Source organism: Bradyrhizobium sp. SOJA106 (assembly GCF_059448745.1).
Genome location: NZ_CM182549.1, coordinates 3,573,117 through 3,598,809, shown reverse-complemented (window position 1 = coordinate 3,598,809; position 25,693 = coordinate 3,573,117). Strand labels below are relative to the sequence as shown.

At 59.8% G+C, this 25,693-nt stretch carries 18 protein-coding genes and 5 pseudogenes; 15 read left to right on the top strand and 8 right to left on the bottom strand.

The window, feature by feature from the left end; translation table 11 throughout:
- Positions 1-42: 42 nt before the first annotated feature.
- Positions 43-1,632, top strand: a complete 1,590-nt coding sequence (tnpC, locus tag AC5V87_RS16150) for an IS66 family transposase (protein ID WP_495371902.1) — start codon at positions 43-45, stop codon at positions 1,630-1,632.
- Positions 1,633-1,975: 343 nt separating this feature from the next.
- On the opposite strand, the gene AC5V87_RS16145 is transcribed toward tnpC, so the two are convergent.
- A complete protein-coding gene (locus AC5V87_RS16145) occupies positions 1,976-2,209 on the bottom strand; it encodes a hypothetical protein (RefSeq protein WP_456839226.1) in 234 nt (77 codons plus the stop codon).
- Between the two features lie 870 nt (positions 2,210-3,079).
- On the opposite strand from AC5V87_RS16145, the gene AC5V87_RS16140 reads away from it, so the two are divergent.
- A complete protein-coding gene (locus AC5V87_RS16140) occupies positions 3,080-3,313 on the top strand; it encodes a DUF6894 family protein (RefSeq protein ID WP_495371583.1) in 234 nt (77 codons plus the stop codon).
- A gap of 356 nt (positions 3,314-3,669) precedes the next feature.
- Here the strand turns inward: AC5V87_RS16140 and AC5V87_RS16135 are convergent, their stop codons facing one another.
- Positions 3,670-4,083, bottom strand: coding sequence for a hypothetical protein (locus tag AC5V87_RS16135; RefSeq protein WP_495371582.1), 414 nt, complete (start codon positions 4,081-4,083; stop codon positions 3,670-3,672).
- A 20-nt stretch (positions 4,084-4,103) separates the two neighbouring features.
- Positions 4,104-4,976, bottom strand: a complete 873-nt coding sequence (locus AC5V87_RS16130) for a formylglycine-generating enzyme family protein (RefSeq protein WP_456839230.1) — start codon at positions 4,974-4,976, stop codon at positions 4,104-4,106.
- A gap of 261 nt (positions 4,977-5,237) precedes the next feature.
- Between AC5V87_RS16130 and AC5V87_RS16125 the strand changes: the two genes are divergently transcribed.
- The 8 genes and pseudogenes from AC5V87_RS16125 to AC5V87_RS16090 all read left to right on the top strand — a co-directional run bounded on the left by AC5V87_RS16125 (position 5,238) and on the right by AC5V87_RS16090 (position 15,645).
- Positions 5,238-6,146 carry a DUF4399 domain-containing protein gene (locus tag AC5V87_RS16125; protein WP_495371581.1) on the top strand — a complete coding sequence of 303 codons (909 nt, stop codon included), beginning with the start codon at positions 5,238-5,240 and terminating at the stop codon, positions 6,144-6,146.
- A gap of 7 nt (positions 6,147-6,153) precedes the next feature.
- The gene (locus tag AC5V87_RS16120; protein ID WP_495371580.1) at positions 6,154-7,461 is read left to right on the top strand and encodes a caspase family protein; all 1,308 of its coding nucleotides are present in this window, start codon (positions 6,154-6,156) and stop codon (positions 7,459-7,461) included.
- 1,563 nt (positions 7,462-9,024) lie between these two features.
- Positions 9,025-9,222, top strand: a complete 198-nt coding sequence (locus tag AC5V87_RS16115; RefSeq protein ID WP_456839233.1) for a hypothetical protein — start codon at positions 9,025-9,027, stop codon at positions 9,220-9,222.
- 225 nt (positions 9,223-9,447) lie between these two features.
- A complete protein-coding gene (locus tag AC5V87_RS16110; protein WP_456839234.1) occupies positions 9,448-9,672 on the top strand; it encodes a hypothetical protein in 225 nt (74 codons plus the stop codon).
- A 494-nt stretch (positions 9,673-10,166) separates the two neighbouring features.
- Positions 10,167-11,543, top strand: a complete 1,377-nt coding sequence (locus AC5V87_RS16105) for an FAD-dependent oxidoreductase (RefSeq protein WP_495371579.1) — start codon at positions 10,167-10,169, stop codon at positions 11,541-11,543.
- Between the two features lie 325 nt (positions 11,544-11,868).
- A pseudogene (gene istA, locus AC5V87_RS16100) lies at positions 11,869-13,420 on the top strand (IS21 family transposase).
- A gap of 17 nt (positions 13,421-13,437) precedes the next feature.
- Positions 13,438-14,214 (top strand): IS21-like element helper ATPase IstB, encoded by a 777-nt coding sequence (istB, locus tag AC5V87_RS16095; RefSeq protein ID WP_069279867.1) that lies wholly within the window; start codon positions 13,438-13,440, stop codon positions 14,212-14,214.
- A gap of 226 nt (positions 14,215-14,440) precedes the next feature.
- Positions 14,441-15,645 (top strand): annotated as a pseudogene (locus AC5V87_RS16090) (transposase).
- Positions 15,646-15,751: 106 nt separating this feature from the next.
- Here the strand turns inward: AC5V87_RS16090 and AC5V87_RS16085 are convergent.
- On the bottom strand, positions 15,752-16,768 hold the full coding sequence (locus AC5V87_RS16085) for a patatin-like phospholipase family protein (protein ID WP_495371578.1): 1,017 nt from the start codon (positions 16,766-16,768) through the stop codon (positions 15,752-15,754).
- A gap of 1,204 nt (positions 16,769-17,972) precedes the next feature.
- On the opposite strand from AC5V87_RS16085, the pseudogene AC5V87_RS16080 reads away from it, so the two are divergent.
- Positions 17,973-19,125: pseudogene (locus tag AC5V87_RS16080) on the top strand (IS3 family transposase).
- Positions 19,126-19,280: 155 nt separating this feature from the next.
- On the opposite strand, the gene AC5V87_RS16075 reads toward AC5V87_RS16080, so the two are convergent.
- From AC5V87_RS16075 to AC5V87_RS16065, 3 genes and pseudogenes are all read right to left on the bottom strand, one after another.
- Positions 19,281-20,246: an ATP-grasp domain-containing protein gene (locus tag AC5V87_RS16075; RefSeq protein WP_456839237.1), complete on the bottom strand. Its 966-nt coding sequence runs from the start codon at positions 20,244-20,246 to the stop codon at positions 19,281-19,283.
- Positions 20,247-20,304: 58 nt separating this feature from the next.
- A complete protein-coding gene (locus tag AC5V87_RS16070; protein ID WP_456839238.1) occupies positions 20,305-20,556 on the bottom strand; it encodes a hypothetical protein in 252 nt (83 codons plus the stop codon).
- A 302-nt stretch (positions 20,557-20,858) separates the two neighbouring features.
- Positions 20,859-21,505 (bottom strand): annotated as a pseudogene (locus AC5V87_RS16065) (NAD(P)/FAD-dependent oxidoreductase); the annotation flags it as partial.
- Between the two features lie 48 nt (positions 21,506-21,553).
- Here AC5V87_RS16065 and AC5V87_RS16060 point away from each other — a divergent pair.
- On the top strand, positions 21,554-22,159 hold the full coding sequence (locus AC5V87_RS16060) for a hypothetical protein (protein ID WP_495372052.1): 606 nt from the start codon (positions 21,554-21,556) through the stop codon (positions 22,157-22,159).
- A gap of 62 nt (positions 22,160-22,221) precedes the next feature.
- On the opposite strand, the gene AC5V87_RS16055 is transcribed toward AC5V87_RS16060, so the two are convergent.
- Positions 22,222-22,470: a hypothetical protein gene (locus AC5V87_RS16055; protein ID WP_495372051.1), complete on the bottom strand. Its 249-nt coding sequence runs from the start codon at positions 22,468-22,470 to the stop codon at positions 22,222-22,224.
- Here AC5V87_RS16055 and AC5V87_RS16050 point away from each other — a divergent pair.
- The 3 genes and pseudogenes from AC5V87_RS16050 to cydB all read left to right on the top strand — a co-directional run.
- A pseudogene (locus AC5V87_RS16050) lies at positions 22,403-23,121 on the top strand (cytochrome ubiquinol oxidase subunit I); the annotation flags it as partial. The gene AC5V87_RS16055 and the pseudogene AC5V87_RS16050 overlap by 68 nt on opposite strands.
- Before the next feature lie 73 nt (positions 23,122-23,194).
- Positions 23,195-23,650 carry a cytochrome ubiquinol oxidase subunit I gene (locus AC5V87_RS16045; protein WP_495371901.1) on the top strand — a complete coding sequence of 152 codons (456 nt, stop codon included), beginning with the start codon at positions 23,195-23,197 and terminating at the stop codon, positions 23,648-23,650.
- Positions 23,650-24,690: a cytochrome d ubiquinol oxidase subunit II gene (cydB, locus tag AC5V87_RS16040; protein WP_495371577.1), complete on the top strand. Its 1,041-nt coding sequence runs from the start codon at positions 23,650-23,652 to the stop codon at positions 24,688-24,690. Before AC5V87_RS16045 ends, cydB begins: the two co-directional genes overlap by 1 nt.
- The last annotated feature ends 1,003 nt before the right edge of the window (positions 24,691-25,693 follow it).

Here is a 25,693-nt window from a genome sequence, read left to right as displayed (position 1 = left end):
TTTGGCATGGCGCCGGCAGCGCAGATGTGCTCGACATGGCGCATGAGCAGCGCGACGCTTCGCGACGAGAATGAACGCCTGAAGGCGCTTTTAGCGCAAACGCAGGCAGCATTGAGCGAACATCAAGCGGCGCTGGCCACGTCGGAAGAAGCGCGGCGCCGGTTGGAGGTCATTCTCGGCGAACTACGCCGAGAGAAGTTCGGAGCGAAGTCCGAGAAGCTGCGGCCAGATCAATACCATTTACCGCTCGAAGACGTGGAGATCGCGCAAGGCGTCTTGGACGCGGCACAGGAGAAGGCTGCGGCGGTCATCAGGGGCCGATCGCGTGCTGGATCGGATCAGGACGGTCATCGCAATCGAAGCTGCTTGCCTGCCCATTTGCCGCGGGTGGAGCGGATCCTCGAGCCTGCGAGCACACTCTGTCCGTGCGGCTGCGGCGCGATGACGAAGATCGGCGAGGACGTCAGCAAGCGCCTTGACGTGATCCCGGCACAATGGCGCGTGCTGGTCACGCGCCGCCCGAAATACATTTGCCGCCGTTGCTCCGGCCCTGTCGTGCAGGCGCACGCGCCGGAGCATGTCGTGCCTGGCGGACTACCGACCGAAGCGGCGATTGCGCAGGTGATCGTCTCCAAGTTTGGCGACCATACGCCGTTTTACCGTCAGGCCGAGATCTATGCGCGCCAGGGGATCCGGCTTGATCGGGCGACACTGGGCAATTGGTCAGGCCGCGCCTGCTTCCATCTGCAGCCTGTTGCCGACCACATGCGGCGCCATCTGGCAGCGGCGGATCGCCTGTTCATGGATGAAACCACGGCGCCGGTGCTCGATCCTGGGCGTGGTCAAACCAAGAAGGGCTACTTCTGGGCGATCGTCTCCGACGACCGCGGCCATAGCGGCCCAAGTCCGCCGATCGTGCTGTTCCGATATGCTCCCGGTCGCAGCGGCGCCTTCGCTGAGCAGTTCCTGGACGGCTTCACCGGACGCTTCCTACAATGCGATGCCTACGACGGTTATGATCGACTGATCGAAGTCGCTCGACCGCAAGGGCCGTGGACGCTCGTACATTGCTGGAGCCATTTGCGCCGGCGCTTCGTCAAATTGGCCCGCAACAGTAAATCGCCGATCGCCGAGGCCGCCGTCCGGCAGATCGCACAGCTCTACGCCATCGAAGCCATGGTACGCGGTTCATCGCCGGATATCAGGCTGGCCGCGCGCAAGGAACACTCGCTGCCGCTCGTCCAGGCGTTGAAGCCGTGGTTCGAGAAACAGCTGTCGATGATCTCCAGCGGCTCGACGCTCGCCGAGGACATCCGCTACGCGCTCAATTATTGGCAGGGGCTGACGCGCTTCCTCGATGACTGGCGTCTCGAGCTCGACACCAATCCGGTTGAGAACGCGATCCGGCCGATCTGCCTGACCAGAAAAAACGCGCTCTTCGCCGGTCATGAGGTCGGAGCCGAAAACTGGGCCTTGCTCGCATCCATCGTGGCGACTTGTAAGCTCAACGACGTCAACCCGGTCGCCTACATCGCCGAAACGCTCACGGCGATCATTGCCGGCCATCCCCAAAGCAAAATCGACGACCTCATGCCGTGGCGATTCCGCAAAACGTCAAGCCAGCCTCAATAGGGTCACGGCTAAGCGCTTACCGACAATCGAGGTTTCGATCATCTGGACTGCGGCACTACTGGCCGCCGCAAGCGCGTCGGTGACACTGGCTCCGCACGCAGGCCGACCGCCAGCGAACGAAGCGGCTGCAGAAGCCGTAGCAGGCTTGGGCGGTGACGCGATCGGAATGGACACGAACTGGCGCCTCGCAGGATGAGAAACAGGTACGCTCGTTTGGTATCGACACCGTGTCGATACTCTTCCAGCGCATTGAGTCACGGCGACCGTATCCATGAGAATTCTCGATTGAATTCGTAACCGAACACCCTCGGGAGCAGGCAAGGAGTGTTCGGGCATCCGCGATTTAGTGGATAGCGCTGAAGTTCAGCTGACCGAGCTGCTGTGTGACACTGGCGTTATTGCCGATAGCCACGCCAATCTGCACGGCAATGTTTTGCTCTATGACGATATTGCCGAAATGACCGATATTGCCGATGTTGCCGATGTTGCCGAAGCTGAAGAGCCCGTGATGCCCATGATGATGCCCGTGATGCCCACCACTCACGGTGTCGAGTTCTGTATCGATCAGTTCACGCATTCCACTCATGTTCCCTCCTCGGGGGTTGCAATGAACAACATGTGGCTCGAACCATACTGGAGGGTGACTTTTTCGATCTGTGACGGAAATCACAGGGCGGCCACGGCAACGCGCCCAAGGCCATCGCCGAAGCTACCCAAGCACATGGTCGCTGCGTGACTCAGGCGAGGCGGAAGAGGCAATTCTCTCGATGTGAGCGGCGTCACGGAAGAAGCGGGTCGATCTCTTCATCCTCCGGTTCACGGCTGTATGATTGGACCCCAAACGAGAGGCAGCGAGGAACACCGATGAACCTGAACCACTTTTTTAGTCTTATCATCTTCGCGATCGGAGCGTTGTGCTTTGTGGCGTTTATGACCACCCTGAAGCCACCGCTTTATCACTCACAGTTGGCGGTGGGTTCTATTTATGGCCGCGGGGTAACGACCTAGACTAGCCGATCAATATAAAAATGCTCGTCCGGCCCTCGTGGGTCAAGGCGGGGCAACTCGGTCCCGCCACATTGTAGAATTTCCCGGACACTACCCCCTGCATCGCGTTTGCAAGCCACTGCAAGATGATGCCGCGCTCTGTTCCAATCTCTGCGGGCAATGCGCCCGCTTCCAGCGGCGCCGGCCGAGCCAAACCCGACGGGACGCAGGTACGATCGACAGCTGCCGCGGAGCAGGCAAGGCTGACACCAGCCATTGGCCTAACGCAGACGTTGGATCCATATCTTGTCCGGTGGATGTGTGGCGTGCCACCACGGCCCCGCAGGGCCACCAAACCGCGCAATGTGCGCGTGATCACGGACAATCCGCTCTGCGGCCTAGTACGACTCCGACATGCAGGCTCGGGCCTGCCGACCCCGGATATTGCAAGGAGGCGTACATGACTCAGGTCTATTTCCATTGCTCGAACACCAAGGGAGTACTGATGGATCGTCGCGGTACGCTCGTATCCGACCTAATCGAAGCGTGTGAGGAGGCCACCCGCAGGGTGCGCTCTCTCGTCGCAGCCGCCACCCTGGAAGATTGGCGTCAGTGGGCTCTGCATGTCAGCGATGAGGCCGGCGACGAGATTTTCGTTCTGCCGTTCTCATTCGTGCTCGGCAATCCGCACTGAGAGAGTGCTATGCTGTCAAAGCTACCATCATTCATACTTCTTCGTCAGGGGTTGAACGCGGTCACGACAGCAATGATCCGGTGTGCCTTCGCCGGAGCGATATTCGCCCAAAGGCACTTCCGTCACATCCCAGACACGATCTCTAGAACAGCCTGCGGCTCGAACGGCACACTTGGGAAAGACCAGGTAAAGCTCTTGCCGCCCAGAATCGTGCACGTCTCTCCAATGGAGCTTGCGGATGAGGCGGAGCGGCCAAGCCAGTCGCGGCCGCAGCAGCGTGTGTTGGCGCGGTCGCCGGTATCATAGTCGTCGCAGAGTCGCGCGGCGAGCAAGCAGCACTTAGGAATCGTAGCGCTCTAAAGTCGCGCGCGATCAGCCGTCTCGATCTCAACCGCTTTGCCGATCAGGAGATTGATCGGAACGTCTTGTCCACTGCCGCAGGTCAGCTGCCCCGAACCTGATGATCCGGATGCGACGATGCGGCATCGATCCTCGTCCATGATCAATACGCCTTCCAGTCGCCCGTACGACACTTTCAGCTGCAAACGCGCCTGCTTTTGCTCTTCGCCATTGACGCTGCACAGACCAACGTGGCGCAGCGTGATCGTTCCTGAATATTCCGCACCTGGACGCTTGGCCGTTTTCGCGAGATTCCCCGCTATTTCCCATTCGTGCAGATAGCCGATTTGGCCGCTGGCAGAGTAGGACTGCGCCCGAGCGACAGGGGCTGCAGCAAACAACACAAGTATCGCCCCGACGATCGCACGCATTGTTTCCGCCCGCAGCATGATTATGGCAACTCCCGCAGGACGCGAAAGCCGTTGGCGTAGTAACGCACGTCAACGTCGTAGCGAAACCTCGCCGAAGATCTGACGTCGCTGGCCTTGCTGAGGAAGTTTCCCCCGCGCAGCACCCGCAGACGGCAGTCGCCCGAGGTCCAAGGCGACGCGTCCTTTGGCGCATTGCGATAGGAATCGTTCCAGCAATCCTCGACCCATTCCGCAGCATTGCCAGAAGTGTCGTAGAGCCCGAATCCATTTGGCCGGAACGAGCCCGTTGGCACGACCTGCTGCTTGATGGGACTGCCACAGCCGTCGCACTGCGCATGACCCGCACCGGCCTCTCTGCCCCACCAGAACGGCGTTCTGGTTCCCGCGCGCGCGGCATATTCCCATTCTGCTTCGCTCGGCAGACGGTATTTCTGTCCGGTCTTCTGCGACAGCCAGGCGACGTACAGTTTGGCATCTTCCCAGCTGACATTGATTACTGGACGGTCGCCGCGCCCCCAGCCGTGATCCTCGGGACGCACTTTGCAGGCGCCAGCATCGGCACACGGGTCCCACTCCGCGAACGTCACCTCGCGGCGTCCGATCGCGAAGGGCTTGCGAATGTTGATCTGGCGCTCGGGCTTCTCATAGGGCGTGTCATTGGATCCCATCACGAAGTCTCCCGGAGGCACAACCACGAGCTCGGGGCAATTATCGCAATCGCGAAACAACTCTCCAGGATCCAGACTGGCGCCCTGTTGTTGAGCTACTCTGGTCTCCGGGGGCGCGGATGATCGGTCGCCAGATGGGCCGCTGCTTAGCCCTCGCTGGGCAGTTGCCGCAGTACTTCCAAATAGTGCTGTGAGAAAAATCACAGACAAGACGGCGGATTTCATCTTGTGATCTCCGGTCGGCTCGAACGATCAGGAGTATGCACACGTCACATTCAATGCCGCACAGCATGCTTCATTCGGCAGCGAGCGGCAAGGCGACAGTCGCCCGCTCGATTGTGGTTTACATTGGCGAGCAAAGGGATATCGTTTCAGCCCCGCTCCGTTTTGCGGTGGGGACGGGCCTGATAATCGATAGTTGCAGATATTTCAGATTCCCGCGGCTCCTGTGGTCCAGATTGTGGTCTATCCATTGGGAAGATTGCGATGATGCAACGCTTGCTAATATTGGTTCTGGTTCCATTTGTCAGCGGCTTGATTCACTGGCACGCAGCACAGGCTCAAGCCCAGACGGGCGGACCAACGCCCTCGCCGCCCGGGGCGGCCGTCTATTTCATCGGCTTGAAGGATGGCGACACGCTGCCAACCAAGATCACTCTACATTTTGGCCTACACGGCATGGGCGTTGCCCCGGCAGGTTCGGATCGCGCCAACAGCGGTCACCACCATTTGGTCGTTGACTCGCCAACGCCCGCGCTAAATGCTGAAATTCCAAACGACTTCCAGCACCTCCATTTCGGGGCTGGACAGACCGAGGCAGAGATTTTGCTGACCCCCGGCGAGCACACTTTGCAGCTGGTGTTCGCCGATAAGAATCACGTACCGCATTCGCCGCCGGTGATCTCCGAGCGGATCAAGGTCAAGGTAGCTGACCAAACCGGCCCCGCGGTGGCGCAACCAACCCCTGCGGTGGGTGGACGTCGTTCCGCGCCGAAGGACGCGAAGGTCTATTTCATCTATCCAAAGAACGGCTCCTATATTTCTCCGAACCCGGTTGTCCGCTTCGGTTTGTTGAACATGGGCGTGGCGCCGGCGGGCTTCGACAAATCCAACACCGGCCATCATCATTTGCTGGTGGATGCCGAGCTGCCTCCACTCGACCTACCAATCCCAAACGATTTCAACCATCTGCACTTCGGCGCTGGCCAGACCGAAGCGAAGATCACGCTCCCGGTCGGCCAGCACAAGCTGCGCCTTCTGTTCGCCGATTACGCCCACGTCCCGCACGATCCAGCGGTGTTCTCCGATGTCATCAACGTCACCGTGACGGAGAACGGCCAGCCGCCGAAAAAGCGCAAGCAACGCCATCGCCCCTGGCGGAGTTACGGATACTGATGCAACGATGAAACCGCGCCGACTGTTGATATACGTCCTCTGCCTCATTATCAGCGCGATGTTCGCCGATGCGGCCGCAGCGGAGCGTCGGGTCGCGCTGGTAGTCGGCATCTCCTCCTATACGAACGCACCGCCGCTGCCCAATACCGGCAACGACTCCAAAGCGATTGCAGCGCTGTTCAAATCTATCGGTTTCGACGTCGTCATTGCACGTAACGATCTTGGCGTCGTCGACTTCAAGCGCACCGTGCGCGAGTTCCTCATTACTGCAGAGAATGCCGATGTGGCAGTGGTCTATTACGCAGGCCACGGCATCGAGATCGGCGGCATGAATTATCTGATACCGATGGATGCCAAGCTGAGCCACGACTACGACGTCGACGACGAGGCTATCGCGCTCGATCGCATCATCTGGGCGCTGCAACCGGTACGCCGCCTGCGCTTGATACTGCTCGACGCCTGTCGCGACAACCCGTTTGCGGCCAAGTTGCGGTCAGCAAGCCGCTCGCCGACGAGAGGCGGCCTCGCGAAGCTTGATGAAATCAGCGCCGACACGCTGGTGGCCTTCGCGGCGAAGGCAGGCTCGATTTCCTATGACGGCGACGGCGTGAACAGTCCTTATGCAACCGCGCTGCTCCGGCACCTTGCGGAGCCCGGTGTCGACATTCGGATCGCGCTTGGCCGCGTGCGCGATGAGGTCATCACGATGACCGGCGGACGGCAGGAGCCGTTCATCTATGGTTCTCTCGGCGGCGCCACCATCGCCTTGGTGCCGCAGTTTGGTACACCAAATGTAGCGCCAGTACCGCCGCCCGCTCCGCCGGTTTCGGTGCCGGCCCTCGCGAAGCCGGTCGTCGTCAATCCAATGCAGCCGAGCGCGCCACCGGCGATGAAGGCGGAACTTCCTAGGCCGCCGGCTCCCGCGCAGCCGCCCCCCGAAATGACGGACGCCTGTGTCCGCGACGAAGCGAGGCTGGCACGTCTGCGCGCCACCCCTGTGCCGAGTGAGATCATCAGCTTCCAACGCGAGGTCGCTTGCACGCGGCTGCGTCCACAGATACAGCGTCTATTTGAGAGTATTGTTAGCACTGGCGCTCTGCCTTCTGGTGGAAATGCGGCGCCCCAAGCGGCTGCCAAGCAGCAGGTACGGAATGAGGATGTCCGCTCCGAAGATACCTGCACCCGCGACGTGGCGCGGTTGCAGAGCCTGCGCGCTGAACCTACACTTCAGGCGATCACCAATTTCGAGAGGGAATTGGGTTGCGAACGGCTCCGGTCGCAGCTCCGCCGACTGCGCGAGAGCGTCGCTCCTTGATCTCGCCTGGACACTTCACGGTGCGTCCGGGACATTTCTCGATTGAAGCTCGACACAAGAATAGCCATCCGACGGTGACCGGATCGGAACGCTCTCCAGACGCGCTCTAAGGAGTGCGCCGAGTGGTTTCCACGCGAAGCGGCCTCTTCTGCGCACCTGCCAATCAGTCAAGTACCAGTCAACATCCGCTCGAGTGCGTCGCTTTGAGATCAGCTGCGTTCGAAGACTTTGGTTCCAGGGAAAATCCGCCGGGCGTACGTAACGACCAGCTCCCGGTCCTGAGTCTCAAGGAAAGGTGTTCGGAGCTGGCACGACCCGACGACGAGGTGCCACAGGCCATTAAGTCTTTGAATCACGACGTTCATAGTGTGCTCCCTCGAAGAGCAGCAAACAACTGATAGACGTGACAATCCTATAAGTCGTGCGTCAGGGCCGTGATCATAGTCACATGTTGCAAAAAGCCGCGTGCTTATTCGCTGCCCTCCGGGGCGATAGCTCGATAGCTGACCGGCTTTTTGTGGTTGAGAAGTACCAGCGAGCGCCGCTCGGCCGTATTGATCGCTAGCGAGCGTCCGAATCGCTAAGACATGTACGCGTCGATTTGTGCAGCATAAACGCTGAGAGTGCCGGCCGAGAGCACCGACCTCACCGCCGTTTTACCGTCCAGTGCTACAAGTCATGAGCCAATTCACTCCTCGAAGTTCCAGTGACGCACATCACGGTCATCGACCTTGGGATCGGCTATCCCGGGCGTGAGTTGGAAAGCACGCTGCTGAGTCAACCACTATTCATTGAACCTCGGAGGTTAAATGACTCGGATTAAGATTTCCCATAGCTGGCGGACCATTCGCGGTGCGCATATCCGCATCGTCCACCGGCGTAAGGTTGCGGTTGAGTCGGTTACAAGCATTCTCCGATCTGCGTGTCAGGGAATGGCCACTTTCGGCGCCGAAAGACCCACGAAAAGGATGAAGGTATCGCCAGCATCGTGACACCATCCTGCTAGCGATGGGCGACGGCAGTTAGGCCGCCTCGGTAGGGCGGCCTCTTTTATGCTTCCTGCGATGAGATCGGCGCCGCTTCCCGTTCGATGGATCTTGTTCGCGAGGACGATTGCGCGCCATATCTGTCTTCAGTGCTGCCCTGCCCAGCCACTTTCGTCTTGCTTTCGCCGTGACGTCCGTTCTTCGCCACAAGCATGACCGCAGGACCATGAGTGCTAACGACGAAGTTGGACACAAGTGTGAGCCCGATCGCTCGCGCAGCCTGTGACAACGTGAAAAGCGGAGGGCGCTTCGTCGATTCTGTTTCAACAGATCAGGAGACCACGCGTGATCGACGAAGGTAAACTTGCCATAGACGCCAATGACCTCGCGCCTGCGGCTCCGATGTCAAGTATTCTCCACCGGGTCAGCGGGCATGACCAGAGATAGACTGGGCGGCTGCGCGTCCTTGCTCTTTGGCACTCCGCCTCGTCGCCTCCGCCACACGCCTTCCTCGCCGTCACAGGCTTTGCGTGTACAGAAATCTGGAGAACAAGAAGTTCAAATACAGGAGGCAGGAATGAGTCTTCCTTCGGTCGGCTGGGATATTATCGGATGGGATAGCCTCACGCCACAGGGCATCCGGCTCGGCATCGCAACGATCCTTGCGCTGTTAGCGGTAGGCCGCCCCGGGCCGTCGGTCTTTGAGCTTTTTGCTGGTTTAATCTGCATTCTGGGTGCCGGCCTTATGGTGGCACAGGCGGTCTCGCTTGGTTGACTCGCAGGTCGGCTCGGAACACCTACCTGGACCCGTTAAATCTTGTCTGCGGGTTGCCGGTGGTTGCGCCTCCAGGATCAAGAACATGGGAGCATCGGTTCGGGCGTGGTTGGTGGAGCAGTTCAGGGAACCGCTTGGCTCAACAACTACTTTCTCGACCGAGCTCTTTGTCGGAGCAACGCAGTGCGCGATCCTCGGCTAAAAGCGGCATCGAGAGACTTGAACGTGGGCAGCATTTATGTGGCCATCAAGGCTGGATCTTCGTGCCCGGCACGTGGCAGTATCGTGAGCGTGGATTTTGCCTCCTGCTTGCGCAAATTCATCGTTGAGCCGGATCGTGCACTCGCGGACAATTTTTCGTCACCGAATGTGGTGGGCGAGACTCAAACTGCTGGCCTCAATAGCGCCGTACCAGATGCCGGCAGCCTGGACCGCGGCGGTGTTTTCTAGACTATTAGCGGCCAGTTCGTCGAAGACAGTCGGCTCGTCTCCCGTAACAGCCAGCATCGCGGCGATGAAGCCTCCGGCTCAATTGCCCCAGACCGCGAATTTTCCGGCGTCTTGGCCAGCTTGCATGGTCCTGTTCGGGTCAACTTCAGGAAACGGACTTCGCGGCGCCCTGAGGCAGGGTCAGCCGCGGGCACAGAAGCGGTCATTCCATTTTCTAGCATGACATAGCGCGGAGGAGGAGCTGCGGGTTCACACACCCGTGAAACTGCTTCGTCGCGCAAATGGCATGAAACCGAAATCCTCCCTTGCGAAACAGTTTTCCGAGAGCCGTGAAGTAAGCCCGAATCACTAGCGATCGAAAATCACGAACGCGGTTGGAGCTGCCCCAATCACGCACCCAGCATCTAAGACGGTGCTGGACCGGACCCAATCGACGGTACCGGCGAATGTTCAACGTTTCGTCCTGCGGGTAAGCAAGTGCTGGGAGAAAGTCGATGGCGCACGTTGGCAAGCACGCGATCGTGGTGGGCGCGGGAATGGGTGGTCTGTTGGCCGCTCGGGCTTTGGCGGATCATTTCGACGAAGTGACCGTACTTGAGCGTGATGCTCTTCCGGATTTGCCTGATCCTCGCAAAGGCGTTCCGCAAGGACGGCATACGCACGGATTGCTTGCTCGTGGTCGCGAGATACTTGAGCAGTCGTTTCCCGGCTTTACTGAGGGAATGATTGCTCAGGGAGCAGTGCCCGCGGACCTCGTCAACGATGGACTTTGGTTCAACTACGGCGTCTATCTTCACAACAGCCCCAGCAAGATGGTTGGGCTCGGGGTGAGCCGACCGACGCTGGAAGGCTTCGTGCGTCGGCGGCTCGTTCAACTGTCCAACATTCGGGTGCGGGAGCGACGTGACGTTGTGGAGCCGGTTTTTGATCGACTATCGAGCCGCGTGACTGGTGTTCGCGTCCGATCAAAAAATGCTTCAGGTGACAGGGAAACAATAGACGCCGATCTCGTGGTTGATACCAGCGGTCGCGGATCATCGAGCCCTGCATGGCTGAGTGCGTGTGGTTTTCCAAAGCCGCCGGAGGAGCTGATCACTATCAATCTTGGCTATGTGAGCCGCTTCTATCGTCTCAAACCCGAACACATGACGAATTGTTTGCATGGCAGGAAGTTCGTTATCATGGGAGCGTGTTCGCCTGATTTTCGTTTCGGTGCTCTTTTGCCACAGGAGGGCGAACGTTGGACTGTGACATTAGGCGGTTACAGGGACGATCAAGTGCCAGAGGATGATGCTGGTTTCCTTGAGTTTGCGCGCAGCTTGCAAGAGCCGGAAATATTCAACGTGATCCAGAATGCAGAACCACTTACTCCGCTTACGTCATACAAGTTTGTTTCCAACTTGAGACGCCATTACGAGAAGCTGCGCCGCTTTCCAGAAGGCTATCTGGTGTATGGCGACGCCTTGTGCAGCTTCGATCCAGCCTATGGTCAAGGAATGACGGTGGCCTGTCTGGAATCCCTGGCCTTGCGCGAGTGTTTGGCAAACGGAATGCAAGGAATTGCTCGTCGCTCCTTCCAGATGGCTAGTCGGTTCATTGAAGCTCCCTGGCAAATCGTCGTTGGCAGTGATTTGCAAAACCCGCGCGTCGAGGGCAGGCGGACGGCGCAGGTGCGCTTTGTCAACTGGTACATAGCGAAATTTTACCGAGCGGCGCAATGTGATGCCGCGCTGGCGACCAAGTTCTTGGAAGTGGCCAATCTTATGCAACAGCCAACGGCGTTGCTAAGCCCAGCGAATGCGCTGAAAGTGTGGAATGGAAGTCGGAACATACAGAACGGCGACCTTGGTCGGGGGCGCCAAGCCGCTTAAGCCACGGTAGCGACCGGCCGCCAAATCAAACACCTTATTGAGTCGCGCGCCACCAGACAGCATCGCCTCCGAGCCAAGCGAGTTATCATTCGCGGCCAATGTCCGACTCGGGTTTCAAAAGCGCCGTTTAGACCAACGCCCGGGCGCTTCCGCACCGGACTGCGTGTTTCGGCAATTTCCGGACACCGATTTCGGTAATTCGCGGACAGCGATTTCAGTAATTTCGGGACAGGGATTCCGCTAAATCGCGGACAGTTGCGGGAGGTTGGTTTTCGGGAGCGCCGTTCAGGCAATGTTCTCTCTCAAGCTGAGTTTGAGAGGGGCAATGCCGAGACGGAAGCAAGCGAAACGAACCACTGTGAAGGACCTACGATCGATCCTGAGGCTGACGTACGAGCAGGACCTGTCGGTTCGGGAGATCTCGGAACGGCTGCAGATCAGCAAGAGCTCGGTTGCCACCTACCTGCTGCGGGCACGCGAGGCGGGCTTAAGCTGGCCGTTACCGCCGATTTACGCGAGCGAGGCGGCGTTGCAGCGGGCTCTGTTCCGGCGGGTCGGGCGGCCTCCGCAGGACTTGAGTGAGCCTGAGTGGCCGCGGGTCGCGCAGGAGCTCAAGCGCAAGGGCGTGACACTGACGCTGCTGTGGCAGGAATACCGGACGGCGCATCCCGAGGGCTATGGTTACACGTGGTTCTGCGAGAAGTTTGACGTCTATCGGCGCCGGGCGAACCCGACCTTCCGTCATCGCCACGCGGCGGGTGCAGTTATGCAGACCGACTATGCCGGTCCGACGGTGGAGGTGATCGACCCGCAAACCGGCGAGATCCGTCAGGCGCAGATATTTGTCGCGGTGCTCGGGGCCTCGTCGCTGACCTTCGCTATGGGAAGCTTCGGTCAGCGACTACCAGATTGGATCGAAGGCCAGACCCGAGCCTTGTCGTACTTCGGCGGAGTTCCCAAGGCGATCGTCTGCGACAATCTGAAGGCCGGGGTCGTCAAGGCGTTATGGTTCGAGCCGACGCTCAACCAAACCTTTGCCGCCATGGCCGAGCACTACGACACGACGATTTTGCCGACCCGCAGCCGCAAGCCCCGCGACAAGGGCAAGGTTGAAGGCGCGGTGCTAATTGTTGAGCGCTGGATTCTGGCACGGCTGCGCCATCGGCGGTTCTTCAACCTGACCGATCTCAATGCCGCGATCGGCGGTTTGCTGGAGGAGCTGAACAATCGGCCGATGCGCCATATCGGCAAATCCCGCCGGCAGCTGTTCGAGGAGATCGAGCGCGAGGCGCTGGCGCCGCTGCCGAGCGAACTATTCGAATACGCCGAGTGGAAAACCGCGAAGGTCCATCCCGATTATCACGTCGAAGTCGACAAGACCCTTTACTCGGTGCCGCACCGACTGATCGGCCGTCGGGTGGACGTCCGGCTCACGTATCGAGCCGTCGAGATCTTCCAGGATCACACGCGTGTCGCCAGCCATGTGCGCCGCTCTCAGCGCAGCGGCCATGTCACCGTGAACGAGCACATGCCCAAGGCCCATCAGCGTTACGCCAATATGACGCCGGCGAGTTTGATCAAGATGGCGGCGCGGGTCGGCGTCAACGCCGCCACCCTGGTCGAGCGGATGATGCGTGAGCGCCCGCATCCCGAGCAGGGTTATCGCTCCGCCATGGGGATCATCGCCCTGGCGCGGCGCTACGAGCGCAATCGGCTGGAAGCGGCCTGTGAGAGGGCGCTCGCCATCAACGCGATCAATTACTCCTCCGTGAGCGCCATCCTCAAATCCGGGCTGGACCGCGCGAGCCCTGCCGCCGAGCCCATCAAAGCCACGCCCTCCCACGCCAACCATCCGTGGCGGCGCCTATTATCAATGAAGGAAAGGAACATCGCGATGCTGACCCACCCGACCCTCGAGCAGATGCAGGCGCTCGGCCTTGCCGGAATGGCGGCCGCTTACAGGCAACTAGCCGAACAGGACAATGCCGCCGATCTCAGCCGGGATGAGTGGCTCGGCCTGATGCTCGATCGTGAAGCCGCCATGCGTGCCGACCGGCGCCTGACCAATCGCCTCGCCGCAGCCAAGCTGCGCTTCGTCGACGCCTGTATCGAAGACGTCGACTTCGCGTCCCGCCGCGGCCTTGACCGGCGCAACACCCTGCAACTGGCGCAAGGCGCTTGGCTGAAAGCCCATGAGAACTTCATCATCACCGGCCTGACCGGGACTGGTAAAACCTGGCTGGCGTGCGCCTTCGGACGCCAGGCGGCCAGGCTCGATCATTCCGTCCTTTATTTGCGTATGCCGCGCCTGTTCGAAGACCTCGCCATGGCCCGTCTCGATGGTCGCTTCCCGCGCCTCATCGACAAGCTCGCACGGGTCCAGTTGCTCATCCTCGACGACTGGGGCACCCACACCCTCAATGATCAGCAGCGCCTTGATCTCCTCGAAATCTTCGAAGAGCGCTATAGGCGCAAATCGACCTTGATTACCGCCCAGCTGCCCGTTGCGCAATGGCACGACATGATCGGCGAGCCGACCATCGCAGACGCTATCCTCGACCGGATCATCCACAACTCCCACCGCATCGCTCTCGAAGGCGACAGCATGCGAAGGAAAAAAGCCGCGCGCCCCTTGACCGACGTCGAAAACAGCGAAACGAATACCAACTGACTTCAACAACCAGGCACCCAAAAGCCAGCGCCGCCACGCTGTCCGCGATTTAGCGAAACTGCTGTCCGTCAGTTAGCGAAACCACTGTCCCGTTTTTGCGAAATACGCACCGGACATCTCGTTGCGACGCGCCAACGGAAGCGAGGCCGATTTTGTTGAAAAAGGCCGCAGTTGCGACTCAGACATACCGGTGATTCAGTCTGTCTAATTGGCAGGACTGAAGATCATGATGGGACATCGGCAATTCGAGCAGGCTGCTTTGTTCGATGAGTTGTCGCACGTGTCTTCCAACGACTGCTTCGCTCGATCGATAGATTTGTTGATCTTGAACAGATTAGGCGGGACCTGGCGCAGTTCTACAGTAAGATCGGTCGACCTTCGATCCCGAGCTGCTGATCCGGATGCTCCTAATCGGCTATTGCTCGGCATCCGATCGGAGCGGCGCCTGCGCGATGAGGTTTGCCTCAATTTGGCCTACCGGTGGTTCTGCCGGCTCGGGCTGGACGGTGCGGCGCCGGATCACTCGACGTCCTCAAGAACAGACATGGTCCCTTCCGAGAAAGCGATCTCTGTCGTCGCGTGTTCGAGCACGTCTTGCACAGTTGTATTGCGGAGCGGCTGGTCGGCGGGATTTGCAGTCGATGCGAGCCTGATCAAGGCCGACGCAAATCGGCAAAAAGGGGATTGAGGGCGAGAAGGAACTCCCACCGGAGGCGGCAGGCCGAGAGGTTAATGACTATCCTGGTGTCCTCGATGATGCCGCTTTCGGTGCAGCGACGGAGGTCACGCCGAAGTTCGTATCGCCTGGCGCTGGACGGGCGCGCACGGCGGCCAAGCCTTCTTCGCCTACTCGACAAATTACCCGGTTGACGTCGAGAGCGCGATCATTGTCGATGTCGATGCAACCACGGCAATTCGGCAGGCGGAGGTGTTGGCTACCAAGCGCATGATTGAGCGCTCGCCTTTCGCGCGAGGACTTCACCTATGATCACACCAGCGACGTCTGTACCTGCCCCGGCCGCAGGATGCTGACCACAACCGGAACACTGGTGAACGATGGCCCAACGATGCTCTACCGGGCGACCAAGCACGATTGCGCCGGGTGCGCCTTGAAGGCTCGCTGCTGCCCCAAGGACCAAGTCCGCAAAGTGTCTCGCTCGATCTACGAGGACGCTCGCACATGGCGAGCGCGATAGCACGATCATGGGAGGGCCGTACTTCACGCCCGCAAGAAGATCGAGATGCTATTTGCGCACCTCAGCGCATTCTCAAGCTCGATGGTTTACGATTGCGAGGCCCAAACGGCGCGCGCGACGAGTTCACTCTCACCAGCGCACAGAACCTTCGGAAAGATTGGCCAAGCTGATCGCCATGCCTATCGCAAGGCCGCATAGAGACCACCTCGATCATCCCGCCCAGCCATTACAATGAATACCGCCGGCTTTTTTTCTCGACGAACGCAACCCAATTAGCTCGAGAACCACACTTCTTCGTGACAGTCTCTGGCTGCTTATCTTGCTGAAACAATCTAAACGCGCTACAAATATCTGCCGTGAATGTCGATGGTCGAACGCACACCGATATGGCAATAATTTGCGGCTAACCACTCCTCAGCGCAGGTACGGCCCATGTCGCGCAGATAGGTGAGAAACTCCCAGTCTGCATTAAACTTGGAGGCGACGCCGAGATCTTTCATGAACGAATCCGCCTCTATGGCATGAATCAGCATCGTCTTTATCTCGTCGCGCAGCGCGCCTCTGCTGACGAGCTTGTTGGCGAAGGCAATTGCTCGCATCTCGCGCATCAGCGACGAATTGAAGCTAATTTCGTTCAATCGGTTTAATATATCGCTCGCCGTGCGAGGAATTTCCCCACGCACAATTGGATTGATGTGAATAACAATCACGTCTGTGGATTGGCAGCCATAGATCAGCGGGAAGATTGCTGGGTTGCCCATGTAGCCGCCATCCCAATAGGCTTCGCCATCGATTTCAATAGCCTGAAAGAGTTGGGGAAGGCACCCGGAAGCGAGAACGGCCGAGACAGTGAGCTCATGGTTGTCAAAGATCTTCACCTTTCCAGTGCGGACGTTTGTCGCACAAAGGAACAGCTTGACGACATTCTCCCTGCGCAGTCGGTCGAAATCGATGGTCTTCTCGAGCACGTCACGCAACGGGTTGTAGTTCAATGGGTTAAACTGATAGGGTGACAACAGTCGTGTCATCATGTCGAAGAACATAAAGGCCGGCGATCTCTCGATAAAACGATTTTGCGACAGACGATCGAAAATGGACGGCTGCAGCGGTCCCCAGGCCGCAGCTTCGCTGATGCGGCGCCAATACTCGGCGAGAGTGAGTTTTGCGCCTTCGCGCCCGCCTATCGTCAGGCCGTAAGCCATGACCGTGCCGTTCATGGCGCCAGCGCTGGTAGCGCAGATCCCCTCAAACGACATCCGCTCATCTTCGAGCAGGCGATCCAAAACGCCCCAGGTGAAGGCGCCATGCGCACCGCCACCCTGTAAGGCAAGGTTGACCGTCTTGCTTGCCGTACCCATCAGCGGTTACCGACCACGCTGTGCGCCGCCGCTGCGCCGCCTAGCAGCGTAATGAACTCGCGGCGATTCACTGTGCAGTCCCTCCTCTTCTTGCGAGTGAAAGGATATCACACGGCGAGACGGCGGGAGACGGCCCGGTGCGAGATTTCGGGCCGGGCGATGACCGCTCTGGGTCACAGGCAGCGATCGTGGTAGCACGGCCCCGCGGCCGGTCTGCCGCCGACAGCCCACACGGCAACGCGCCTCAACTTTGTTCCGCGTCCGACAGCGGAAAGCTGAATTACCCGCCGGAACCGCCGCGATCGTTCTTAGAGACTTCAAGTTGCAAGATGCCATCCCGGAAGCACAGCCAAGTCACAGGGCGGACCGCCGATCGAACAAGCTCCAGTGGGGATTCCCTTCGGAAGTCATGAATGACGATACATAAAAGTCCTCTGTCAGACCAACGACCATTTCGGGAAGTCTTCCCACTGAAGATTTTTCCTCAACTCCTTTTCTGCGGAGCAGCTCGCACGGCGGCTGCGACAGGGGCTCTTCACTCCAACTTCCGTGAAAGCGGGATGTGGAATTCAAGTCCAACTTCGCCGCGCGACACGCGGAACATGTCTCTTGAAGCTCGCGGGTAAGTCGCTTACCCCGAAATGGGTAGGTGAGTTCTCCCTAAGAGGCATGTGCTCATGCCGCTCACGTACTCTCAATCGGATGACGCGATGTGGCGCAATGCCGGGCGACATGCCGCGCGAAACGCGTGTCTATTTGACTATCTCAGCAAGTCCACGAAGGAGAAATACGATGAGCATCTCGCTAGAGGCGCCATGCAATCGCCCGCCCATAGCTTGGTCCCCTTCACCGTTCCCACGAGCTTACAACCCATTGGGCCGGAGGCTGTTTTTGCGGCTTGGCCGCGCGGGCTTTGGGCGGCGCGGTCGGCTTGGACGCCGCAGTTTGAGCGAAGGCGGATGCCGAAAAAGGGGGAAGAGAAAAGCCGGCAGGATTCGCAAATCCGAAGTGGGATGCGTATGTTTGGCCCATGCTCTTCGAGTTTTGCCTGCCGACGCTGGGCAAAGGACTGGCGCGTCGAGATTGCCGCGCGCGACCAAGAAAGATGCGGACTGCGCCCCGTCCCATATCCATGATGACCAGTGAGCTGCTGCCGGTTTGATGGACACCGAGATTGGGTGTTTTATCAAGCCGGAGGTTGGTCATGCAGAGACGGAAGTTCAGCCGAGAGTTCAAGATCGAAGCGGTCAAGTTTGTCAGGGAGCGCGGGGTGTCGGTGGCGCAAGCCGGCCGCGACCTGGGGGTTCATGAGAACGTAATGCGCAAATGGGTGAAGGAGTTCGGCTCTGACCCGGTTCAGGCCTTTCCCGGCCATGGTCAGATGAAGCCCGAGCAGCAAGAGATCGAGCGGCTGCGCCGCGAGGTCGCCAAGCTGAAGGCCGAGCGGGATATCCTAAAAAAGGCCGCAGCCTACTTCGCGAAGGAAGCGACATGAAGTTCGCCTTCGTCGCGAAGCACCGGACGATCTGGCCGGTGGCATGGCTATGCGATGCGCTGGGAGTGTCGCGGTCGGGCTTCCATGCCTGGCTGAACCGCTCTCCCAGCGCCAGATCCCGCAGCGACGAGGAGCTCGGCGACAAGGTCAAGGCCAGCTTTGTCGCCAGCGACCGCACCTATGGCGCACGCCGGGTGTGGCGTGATCTGCTCGCTGACGGGGCGGATTGCGGCCTGCACCGGATTGAGCGGCTGATGCGCCTGCAAGGCTTGCGGGCGCGGCCGCGACGTCGGCGCTTGCCGAAGGATGCCGGCGATCGACAGCTTGAGGCCGTACCGGCGAACCTCCTTGACCGGCAGTTCGCCGCCGAGCGTCCCAACCAGAAATGGATCGCCGACTTCACCTATTTCTGGACGGCCGAAGGCTGGCTCTATGTCGCAGCGGTGATCGACCTGTTCTCACGTCGGGTGGTCGGCTGGTCGATGAGTGCCGCCATGACAGCACAGCTCGTCACGGACGCATTGTTGATGGCCGTCTGGCGACGCGGCAAGCCGATGCGCTGTTGCATCACTCCGATCAGGGCAGCCAGTACACCAGCGAACAGTTCCAGCGCCTGATGGCCGATCACGGCATCGTTTGCAGCATGAGCCGCTCCGGCAACGTCTGGGACAACGCGGCGATGGAGAGCTTCTTCTCCTCGCTGAAAACCGAGCGTACGGCCAACAAGATTTATCGAACCAGAGACGAGGCACGCGCCGATGTGTTCGACTACATCGAACGATTTTACAACACGACCCGGAGGCACTCGACCATCGGCTATCTCAGCCCTGTTGAGTTCGAGCGCAAGGTGGGATTAGCTTAACCGGGTGTCCACCAAACCGGCAGCAGCTCACAGTGAGCGATCTGCTCCATGTAAGGGGCCGAGCCAAAGCGCAAGACCAGCCACTGCCAATCTGAAGGAGGGCAAGTGGACGATCTGGGATAGAGACCTTAGCGAGCCCACGTTGTCGTACGAGCCTAACGCTGCCGCGACCTCATATCTTCCGTCGCCTGGTCGACAAGGAAGGCGGCGAAGATATCGGCGAGAGGCAGGTCGCACAGGGCCTCCACGAAGAGAAACTGTCCCTGCGGGTTGACCTCGAGGAACACGGGCTCATCGTCGTCGGTCAACTTCACGTCGAAGATCCCCATGACCAAACCAAGCTCGTGGAGGGTGTCGCGCAACCTTTGTTCGAGGTGCCTGTCGAGCGGATAAGGTCTGAAGGGCACATTGAGATCAAACCGCCAGTCGAGTGCCTCGGCCTCAATGAGTGCACCATCGCAGCGCTCGCCAAGGACGGAGATGCGCAGGTGGCGCGTGCCTGGGATGCACTCCTGGTAGATCGACGCCGTCAGGGCCAGGGTTTCCTCGTTGTCGAGCAACTCCTGGCTGACTACTGCTGTCGACGCCAGTTCGACGCCACGCGGCGTCGCGACGGGCTTGATGATCGCGCCCGGATGCGCCGCGCAAAAGCGGCGGATGTGCACTGGATCTTGACTGACGAGCGTGGCTGGAATCCGGAGACCGGCGCGCTTCGCGGCATGTAGCTGCACCAGCTTGTTCTCCGCCAAGCGGGTGGCAAGAGGATGGCTGACCCAGTGCCCTTGAAAGGCGTTCAGGAGTATGCCCTCGAGGACTCTCTCAGTGCCACGAAAGATAGGCAGCTCATAGGCAGCGTCAGTGTGTTCGGGCAGCAACTGTTTTACGGTGGTGCGGCGGTACCACAGCGTATTGAGCGTCCTGACGTCGACGGTCTGCCCATCCATGGTCGGGAGAAAGGCTGGTGCGTCACTGTCCGACGACCACTCCAGGCGCCCGCGGAGTACAAGCTCGTCGCTTGGGATCAGGCAGCACCAGACTCCATGCTGCTCGCCGATCTTCTTCTTGATCAGATGGCCATGTGGATCGTCACCGTACGTTATGATCCCAATCCGCGGTTCCATGGTGGCTCTTCTCCTATGGAAGTCCCGGCTTTCCGGACTGGTCCAGAAAGCCGGATCGTTAGGCTGCGCAGTCGTCAGCCTGCATGACATCCGCCCATCCAGCCGAACCCGAAAAGGTCGTGTGACCACCGGAACCGTCAGGCCCATCGATTGTCAGTCGTGATCCGGTTGCGTGGCGGACCTGGCTCAGTCCTCCGGCTACCTCGAGGAGCTGGCTCTCGAAGAGTTCGAGCCGTTCGGGCTTCTGGGCATCAAACTTAACGCCGTCTAGTTGCTTCTGAAAGAATACTGCTGGAATGACTTTGGGCATCACTATCCTCCATAGTTGGTACTCAGGCAGGCATTTTTGCTAGCCTGTCGCGAGAATAGGCCACCGTTTCAGTTTCACCGTGATGCGCATCACACGCCAACGGCCGCGGATCACCTTCCGAAATCGTCTTGAACCAATTCAGCCTAAGATCCGCACGCTGACCGCCAAGCGCTGCCGGTCCGTTGCTGCATCAATGGCGAAAATGAGCAAGAGATTGGCACAGCATGACAAGCTGGAACGAGCGGGTTTGCGTATCGGGACGGCGTCTTCTCACACCGAAGACAGCGTTCTCCAACTCGACTCTGCATCGCAAACCCTTGGTAGCCTTTCGCGGCGACCTCGTCGCATTTCTGGCGATAACTGCCGACACCGCCGCAATAGGACAGAACGCGGCGCGGCTTGCCTTCGCATTCGACGCCCAAGTACCAGGAATTGGTCTTGGCGATCAGCGTCGCATTGGCGATCTCATCGTGATGCGCCACCCAGCTGTCCTCGGCCTCCTTCGTCGGCTCGACGACGTCAAGGCTCGTACCTGATGCAACCGTCGGTCCATTCGACCTGCTGCTGCAGGCATGTCGTCATGTTGCAGAGCGCCGCAGAAGGCGCGAGCGGCACGGCGGTGGTGAAGAGATTCGGGTAGCCATGAACCTGCAGACCCATCGTCGTGCGGATGTCCGGTGCTCCAGTCTTCCCTCAGCGCACGGCCGCCGCGACCCCTGATATCGATGCGCGTCAACGCACCGGTTCCGAATCCGGTCGCCAGAATGATGATGTCGAGCTCGTGGATCGTTCCGTCGGCTGTCTGGATGCCCCCAGGCGTCACACATTCGATTGGATTGGATTTGACGCCGACGATCTCGACATTCGGACGATGGAAGGCTTCAAGAAACTTTTGCTCCAGCGGCACACGGTGGGGCCCGAAGCCATAATCGGTTAGGGCTTCGCACAAGGAATCGACAATTTGCGATGTACTTAGGTCGCCCCTTTGATAGCGGAAATGCCCCGCCCTGCCCGTCGCCATACGTCCGCCTGCGCCGGCGGCCGCCCGCGTAAGATCACATTCGCCGAGATGCGCGAGATGGGAGTCCGCGGCATCATCGTTTTCTGCGCCGATTATCGTTGTGGCCACAGCGTTGCTTTGAGCGCCGATCGATGGGCTGATGATGTGCGGCTATCGAATTTTGAGCCGCAGTTCATTTGCCGGGCTCGCGGCAGACGCGGTGCCGATGTCCGACCGGATTTTGAGAGCGGTAAGCCGCCAATAGGTTGGCGGCCCGCTTTCATTGCGCAGGTTTGCCCGTATGACCGGGCGGTCTTCGCGCGGGTTGCCGGCGCGGCGCCGACGTGCGGCCCGATTTCGATCCGCCTGAAATGGGCACGGCGAGCTCGATTCGAGGAGGCCAGAACGATGACGCGCAGACCCGATCCGGAGCTAGAGGCAATGCTCGCCGAGCTCGCAGAGCTCTGCAAAGACCTGACGCCGTTTGAGAGCGCGCTTCTGGTCGCAGACGGGTTTCGCGACGTCTACGGCGGCGAGTGGCGGATCGAGGCGCACGTCGACGGCAGCCTTCGGATCGTCAAGCATGGCGACCAGGAGGACTGAAACGCAGCAGGGCACGCACGCCCGCGTCGCCGAATTTTTTCGCACACGAGCCTAAACGTCGATCAGAGTCCTATGCCCCAGATCCCAATGCCGATGATGGTCAGTGATACGAGGATCACCAGCACGTCAATCGCGAGCCACTGAGGTATGCGCTTTGCAGGTTGCTCGGCCATGCTATCGGCCCTTCGCACACCCGGATGTTGCCAGCGAAATCGCGCAAACCGGTATGAAGAATATGCCCGCATCTCGACATTCTGGACCAAGATCTTCGCCATCGCATTCGGCATGGGCGTCGTGAGCGGGCTCGTCATGCCGTTTCAGTTCGGTACCAATTGGAGCCGTTATGCGGCCGCCGTCGGCGACGTCCTGTCGCCGCTATTTGCATATGAGGGCTTGACTGCCTTCTTCCTGGAAGCCGGCTTCCTCGGCGTGCTCTTGTTCGGCCGCAAACTGGTGCCGCCGTGGGCCAACTTTTTCGCGGCTCTCATGGTGGCAATCGGGACGTTGTTTTCCACGTTCTGGATCCTTTCTGCCAACAGCTGGATGCAGACGCCAGCCGGCTACGAGATCGTCAATGGCCAGTTCATTCCGACAGACTGGATCAAGGTGATCTTCAATCCGTCCTTTCCTTATCGGCTGGCGCACACCGCATTCGCATTCTTCACCACCACCGGCTTCGTTGTCCTCGGTGTCGGCGCATACCTCTTAAGGCGCAATCACTCGGTTCGGGAAGCGCGCATCATGTTCTCGATGGCGCTCTGGCACTGACTGTGCTGGTGCCGATGCAGATGGTGATCGGCGATATGCACGGGCTCAACACCCGCAAATATCAGCCTGCCAAGCTGGCGGCCATCGAATCCCGCTGGGAGACCGGCAAGGGCGTGCCGCTGACGGTCTTTGCGATCCCCGACGACAAGGCCGAGCAGAACAAGTTCGCGATCGAAATTCCATTCCTCGGAAGCCTGATCCTGACTCACGACCTCTATGGCGAAGTGAAAGGTCTGAAGGGACTTCCCCGCCGATCAGCGGCCGCCGGTGGCGATCCCCTTCTTCGCCTTCCGCGCGATGGTTGGATGCGCGGGCCTGATGCTGGGGCTCGTGCTCTTGGGCGGCTGGTTGCGGTGGCGCGGGCAGCTCTACGACACGCGGCTTTATCTGTTGGCATGTCAGTGCGCGCTTCCGCTCGGCTTCATCGCCGTCGTGGCCGGATGGTTCGTGACCGAGGTCGGCCGGCAGCCATGGACGGTCTATGGGCTCTTGCGCACGGCAGCGTCGGTGTCGCCGTCCCTGACGAGCTCCGACGTGACGCTGTCGTTGCTGGCCTACATGGCGGTGTACCTGCTGATCTTTCCCTGCGGGGTCATGCTGATTGCCAGGCTCATTCGCAAGGGGCCGGCCGAGATCAGTGAAACGGCTTCGGCCATCGAGGCTGGCATTTCCTCCGCGCCGGTCCTCACCCCCGCCATCAACGTCGTCAAAGGAGAGGTGTAATGACCCAGGTCCTCGATTTGGTCCCAATCTGGACGGTGATCCTGGCCGCGGCCGTGTTCTTCTACGTGCTGCTGGACGGCTTCGATCTTGGCGTCGGGATGCTCTATGGCCTGGCAGGCGACAAGCACTCCCGCAACACCATGATGAACTCGATTGCCCCCATCTGGGATGGCAACGAGACCTGGCTGGTGCTTGGCGGCCTTGGCCTTCTCGCCGCCTTCCCCGCCGCCTTCGCGGTTATCATTCCAGCAGTGTATTTCCCCATTCTGGTTATGCTGCTCGGCCTGGTGTTTCGCGGCGTGGCCATCGAATTCCGGGTTCGCGATGCGGAACACAGGACGTTCTGGGACCGCGCATTCTGCTACGGATCCGCGATCGCCACTTTCGCGCAAGGCGTCGTGCTCGGTGCATTTGTCCGGGGTTTTCCGGTCCAAAACGGGCAATTCGCGGGAACGTCCTTTGGGTTCCTCACGCCGTTCTCGGTCCTGACCGGCGTCGCCCTGATGTTCGGTTATGGCCTTCTCGGCGCCGGCTGGCTGATCCTGAAGACCGAGGGTGACGTCCAGGCCGCGGCCCGCCGTTACGGCCGAGTCTGCCTCGTCGGCGTCGTCGCCGCGATTGCCATCGTGAGTGTCTGGACACCGATCATGAGCCCGGCGGTGGCGGCGCGCTGGTTCAGCTTGCCCAATTTCGTGCTGTTCATGCCGGTGCCGGTGCTGTCAGGCGTGGTTGCACTCTGGACTTGGCGATCCCTCAACAGCAAGGCTGAGGCGGCGCCCGTATCGCTCGCGGCGCTCGCTTCTGATGCCGGCGTTTCGCGATTTCACTTCTGCCGCGCCTTCAAGGAAAGCACCGGGCTCTCCCCGCATGCCTGGCGGCGCGAACAGCGGCTCGAGGAGGCCAAAAACATGCTTCGCGACACCAACGCGTCAGTCCTCTCGATCGCGGTCGCGCTCGGCTATTCCTCCCAGAGCGCGTTCGCCGCGGCGTTCAGGAAGTTGACCGGGGAAACCCCAAGCAATTGGCGGCGTGCGGGTTAGCGCGCGCTTATGGCGCCCGCAGCCTGGACGTCAGCTACTGGCCCACTAGCAGCCTTCCGGCAGAAGACCGAAACACGTTGGCTTGAGAGTTGACAGCAGCCGTTGACCCGCGCGCTAGCTGCCGCCAAAGGCTGTTGTTCATCTCACTCCTCCTAATTGGCGCTTTAAGCCCTGCTTCAGGAAACGAGTTAGGGCGGCCCGCCCCGTTCCCTATGGCTATGTCGGGGAACGTTAGCGACGCGAACGCCCAATATCGGTCGTTGTCTTTACTGCAGTTGCCAGTGCTTCGTAATCGGCTGACGGAGCTGTGCCCGCGGGGATGCCATCAACCTCAAACCTTCCGTGAGTGCCTTGTTTTGCGGCGCTACTCTTTTGATTGCCTGGCGTCTGTGGAGGTTAGATCACTCCAAGACGACTGGAGCATGCTAGCCCTGAATTGAGTTTTCGAGATCTGCCGGTGCACACGTCCTCACACGACAGCTTCTAACTCATTGAAAAAATGGAAGTCTCGGTCCAATCCATTATGGGCAAGTTTGAGCTAACTCCAGCAACCGATGTCCAATCAGATCCAATCCGAGTCGTCCCAGCATTAACAAAACAGAAGACCGTCCTCTCCTCCTCACCCCGCGACCAAAGATGCCCGCAGGTTCAAATCGTGGAGGCGCAACCACCGATACCGACATTCTGTTCAGGTTGCGATCTGACGAAGAGACTTCTACGTCGAAGGGCAATAAATATATTCTAAGCCATTGATTTTGTTCGGCACAGCGTGTTGTTCACCTCGCTGAACCAAGCCCGCGTTGCCGTCGGATACTTGGGGTCAACTTTCAAGGGCGCGCTGCCGCACTGACGGCTCCGGTAGAGAATGCCGTACTTGTCGCTCTGAGCATCCCCCTCTATTGGCGTAGGCTGTCAGGCGCACACTGTGCGCACTTCGCACGGGAGCGCGCGTCACCCTGCGGTCAGAGGTCAAGATGCCAAAGGAGCGCGACGAGCAGGCCGC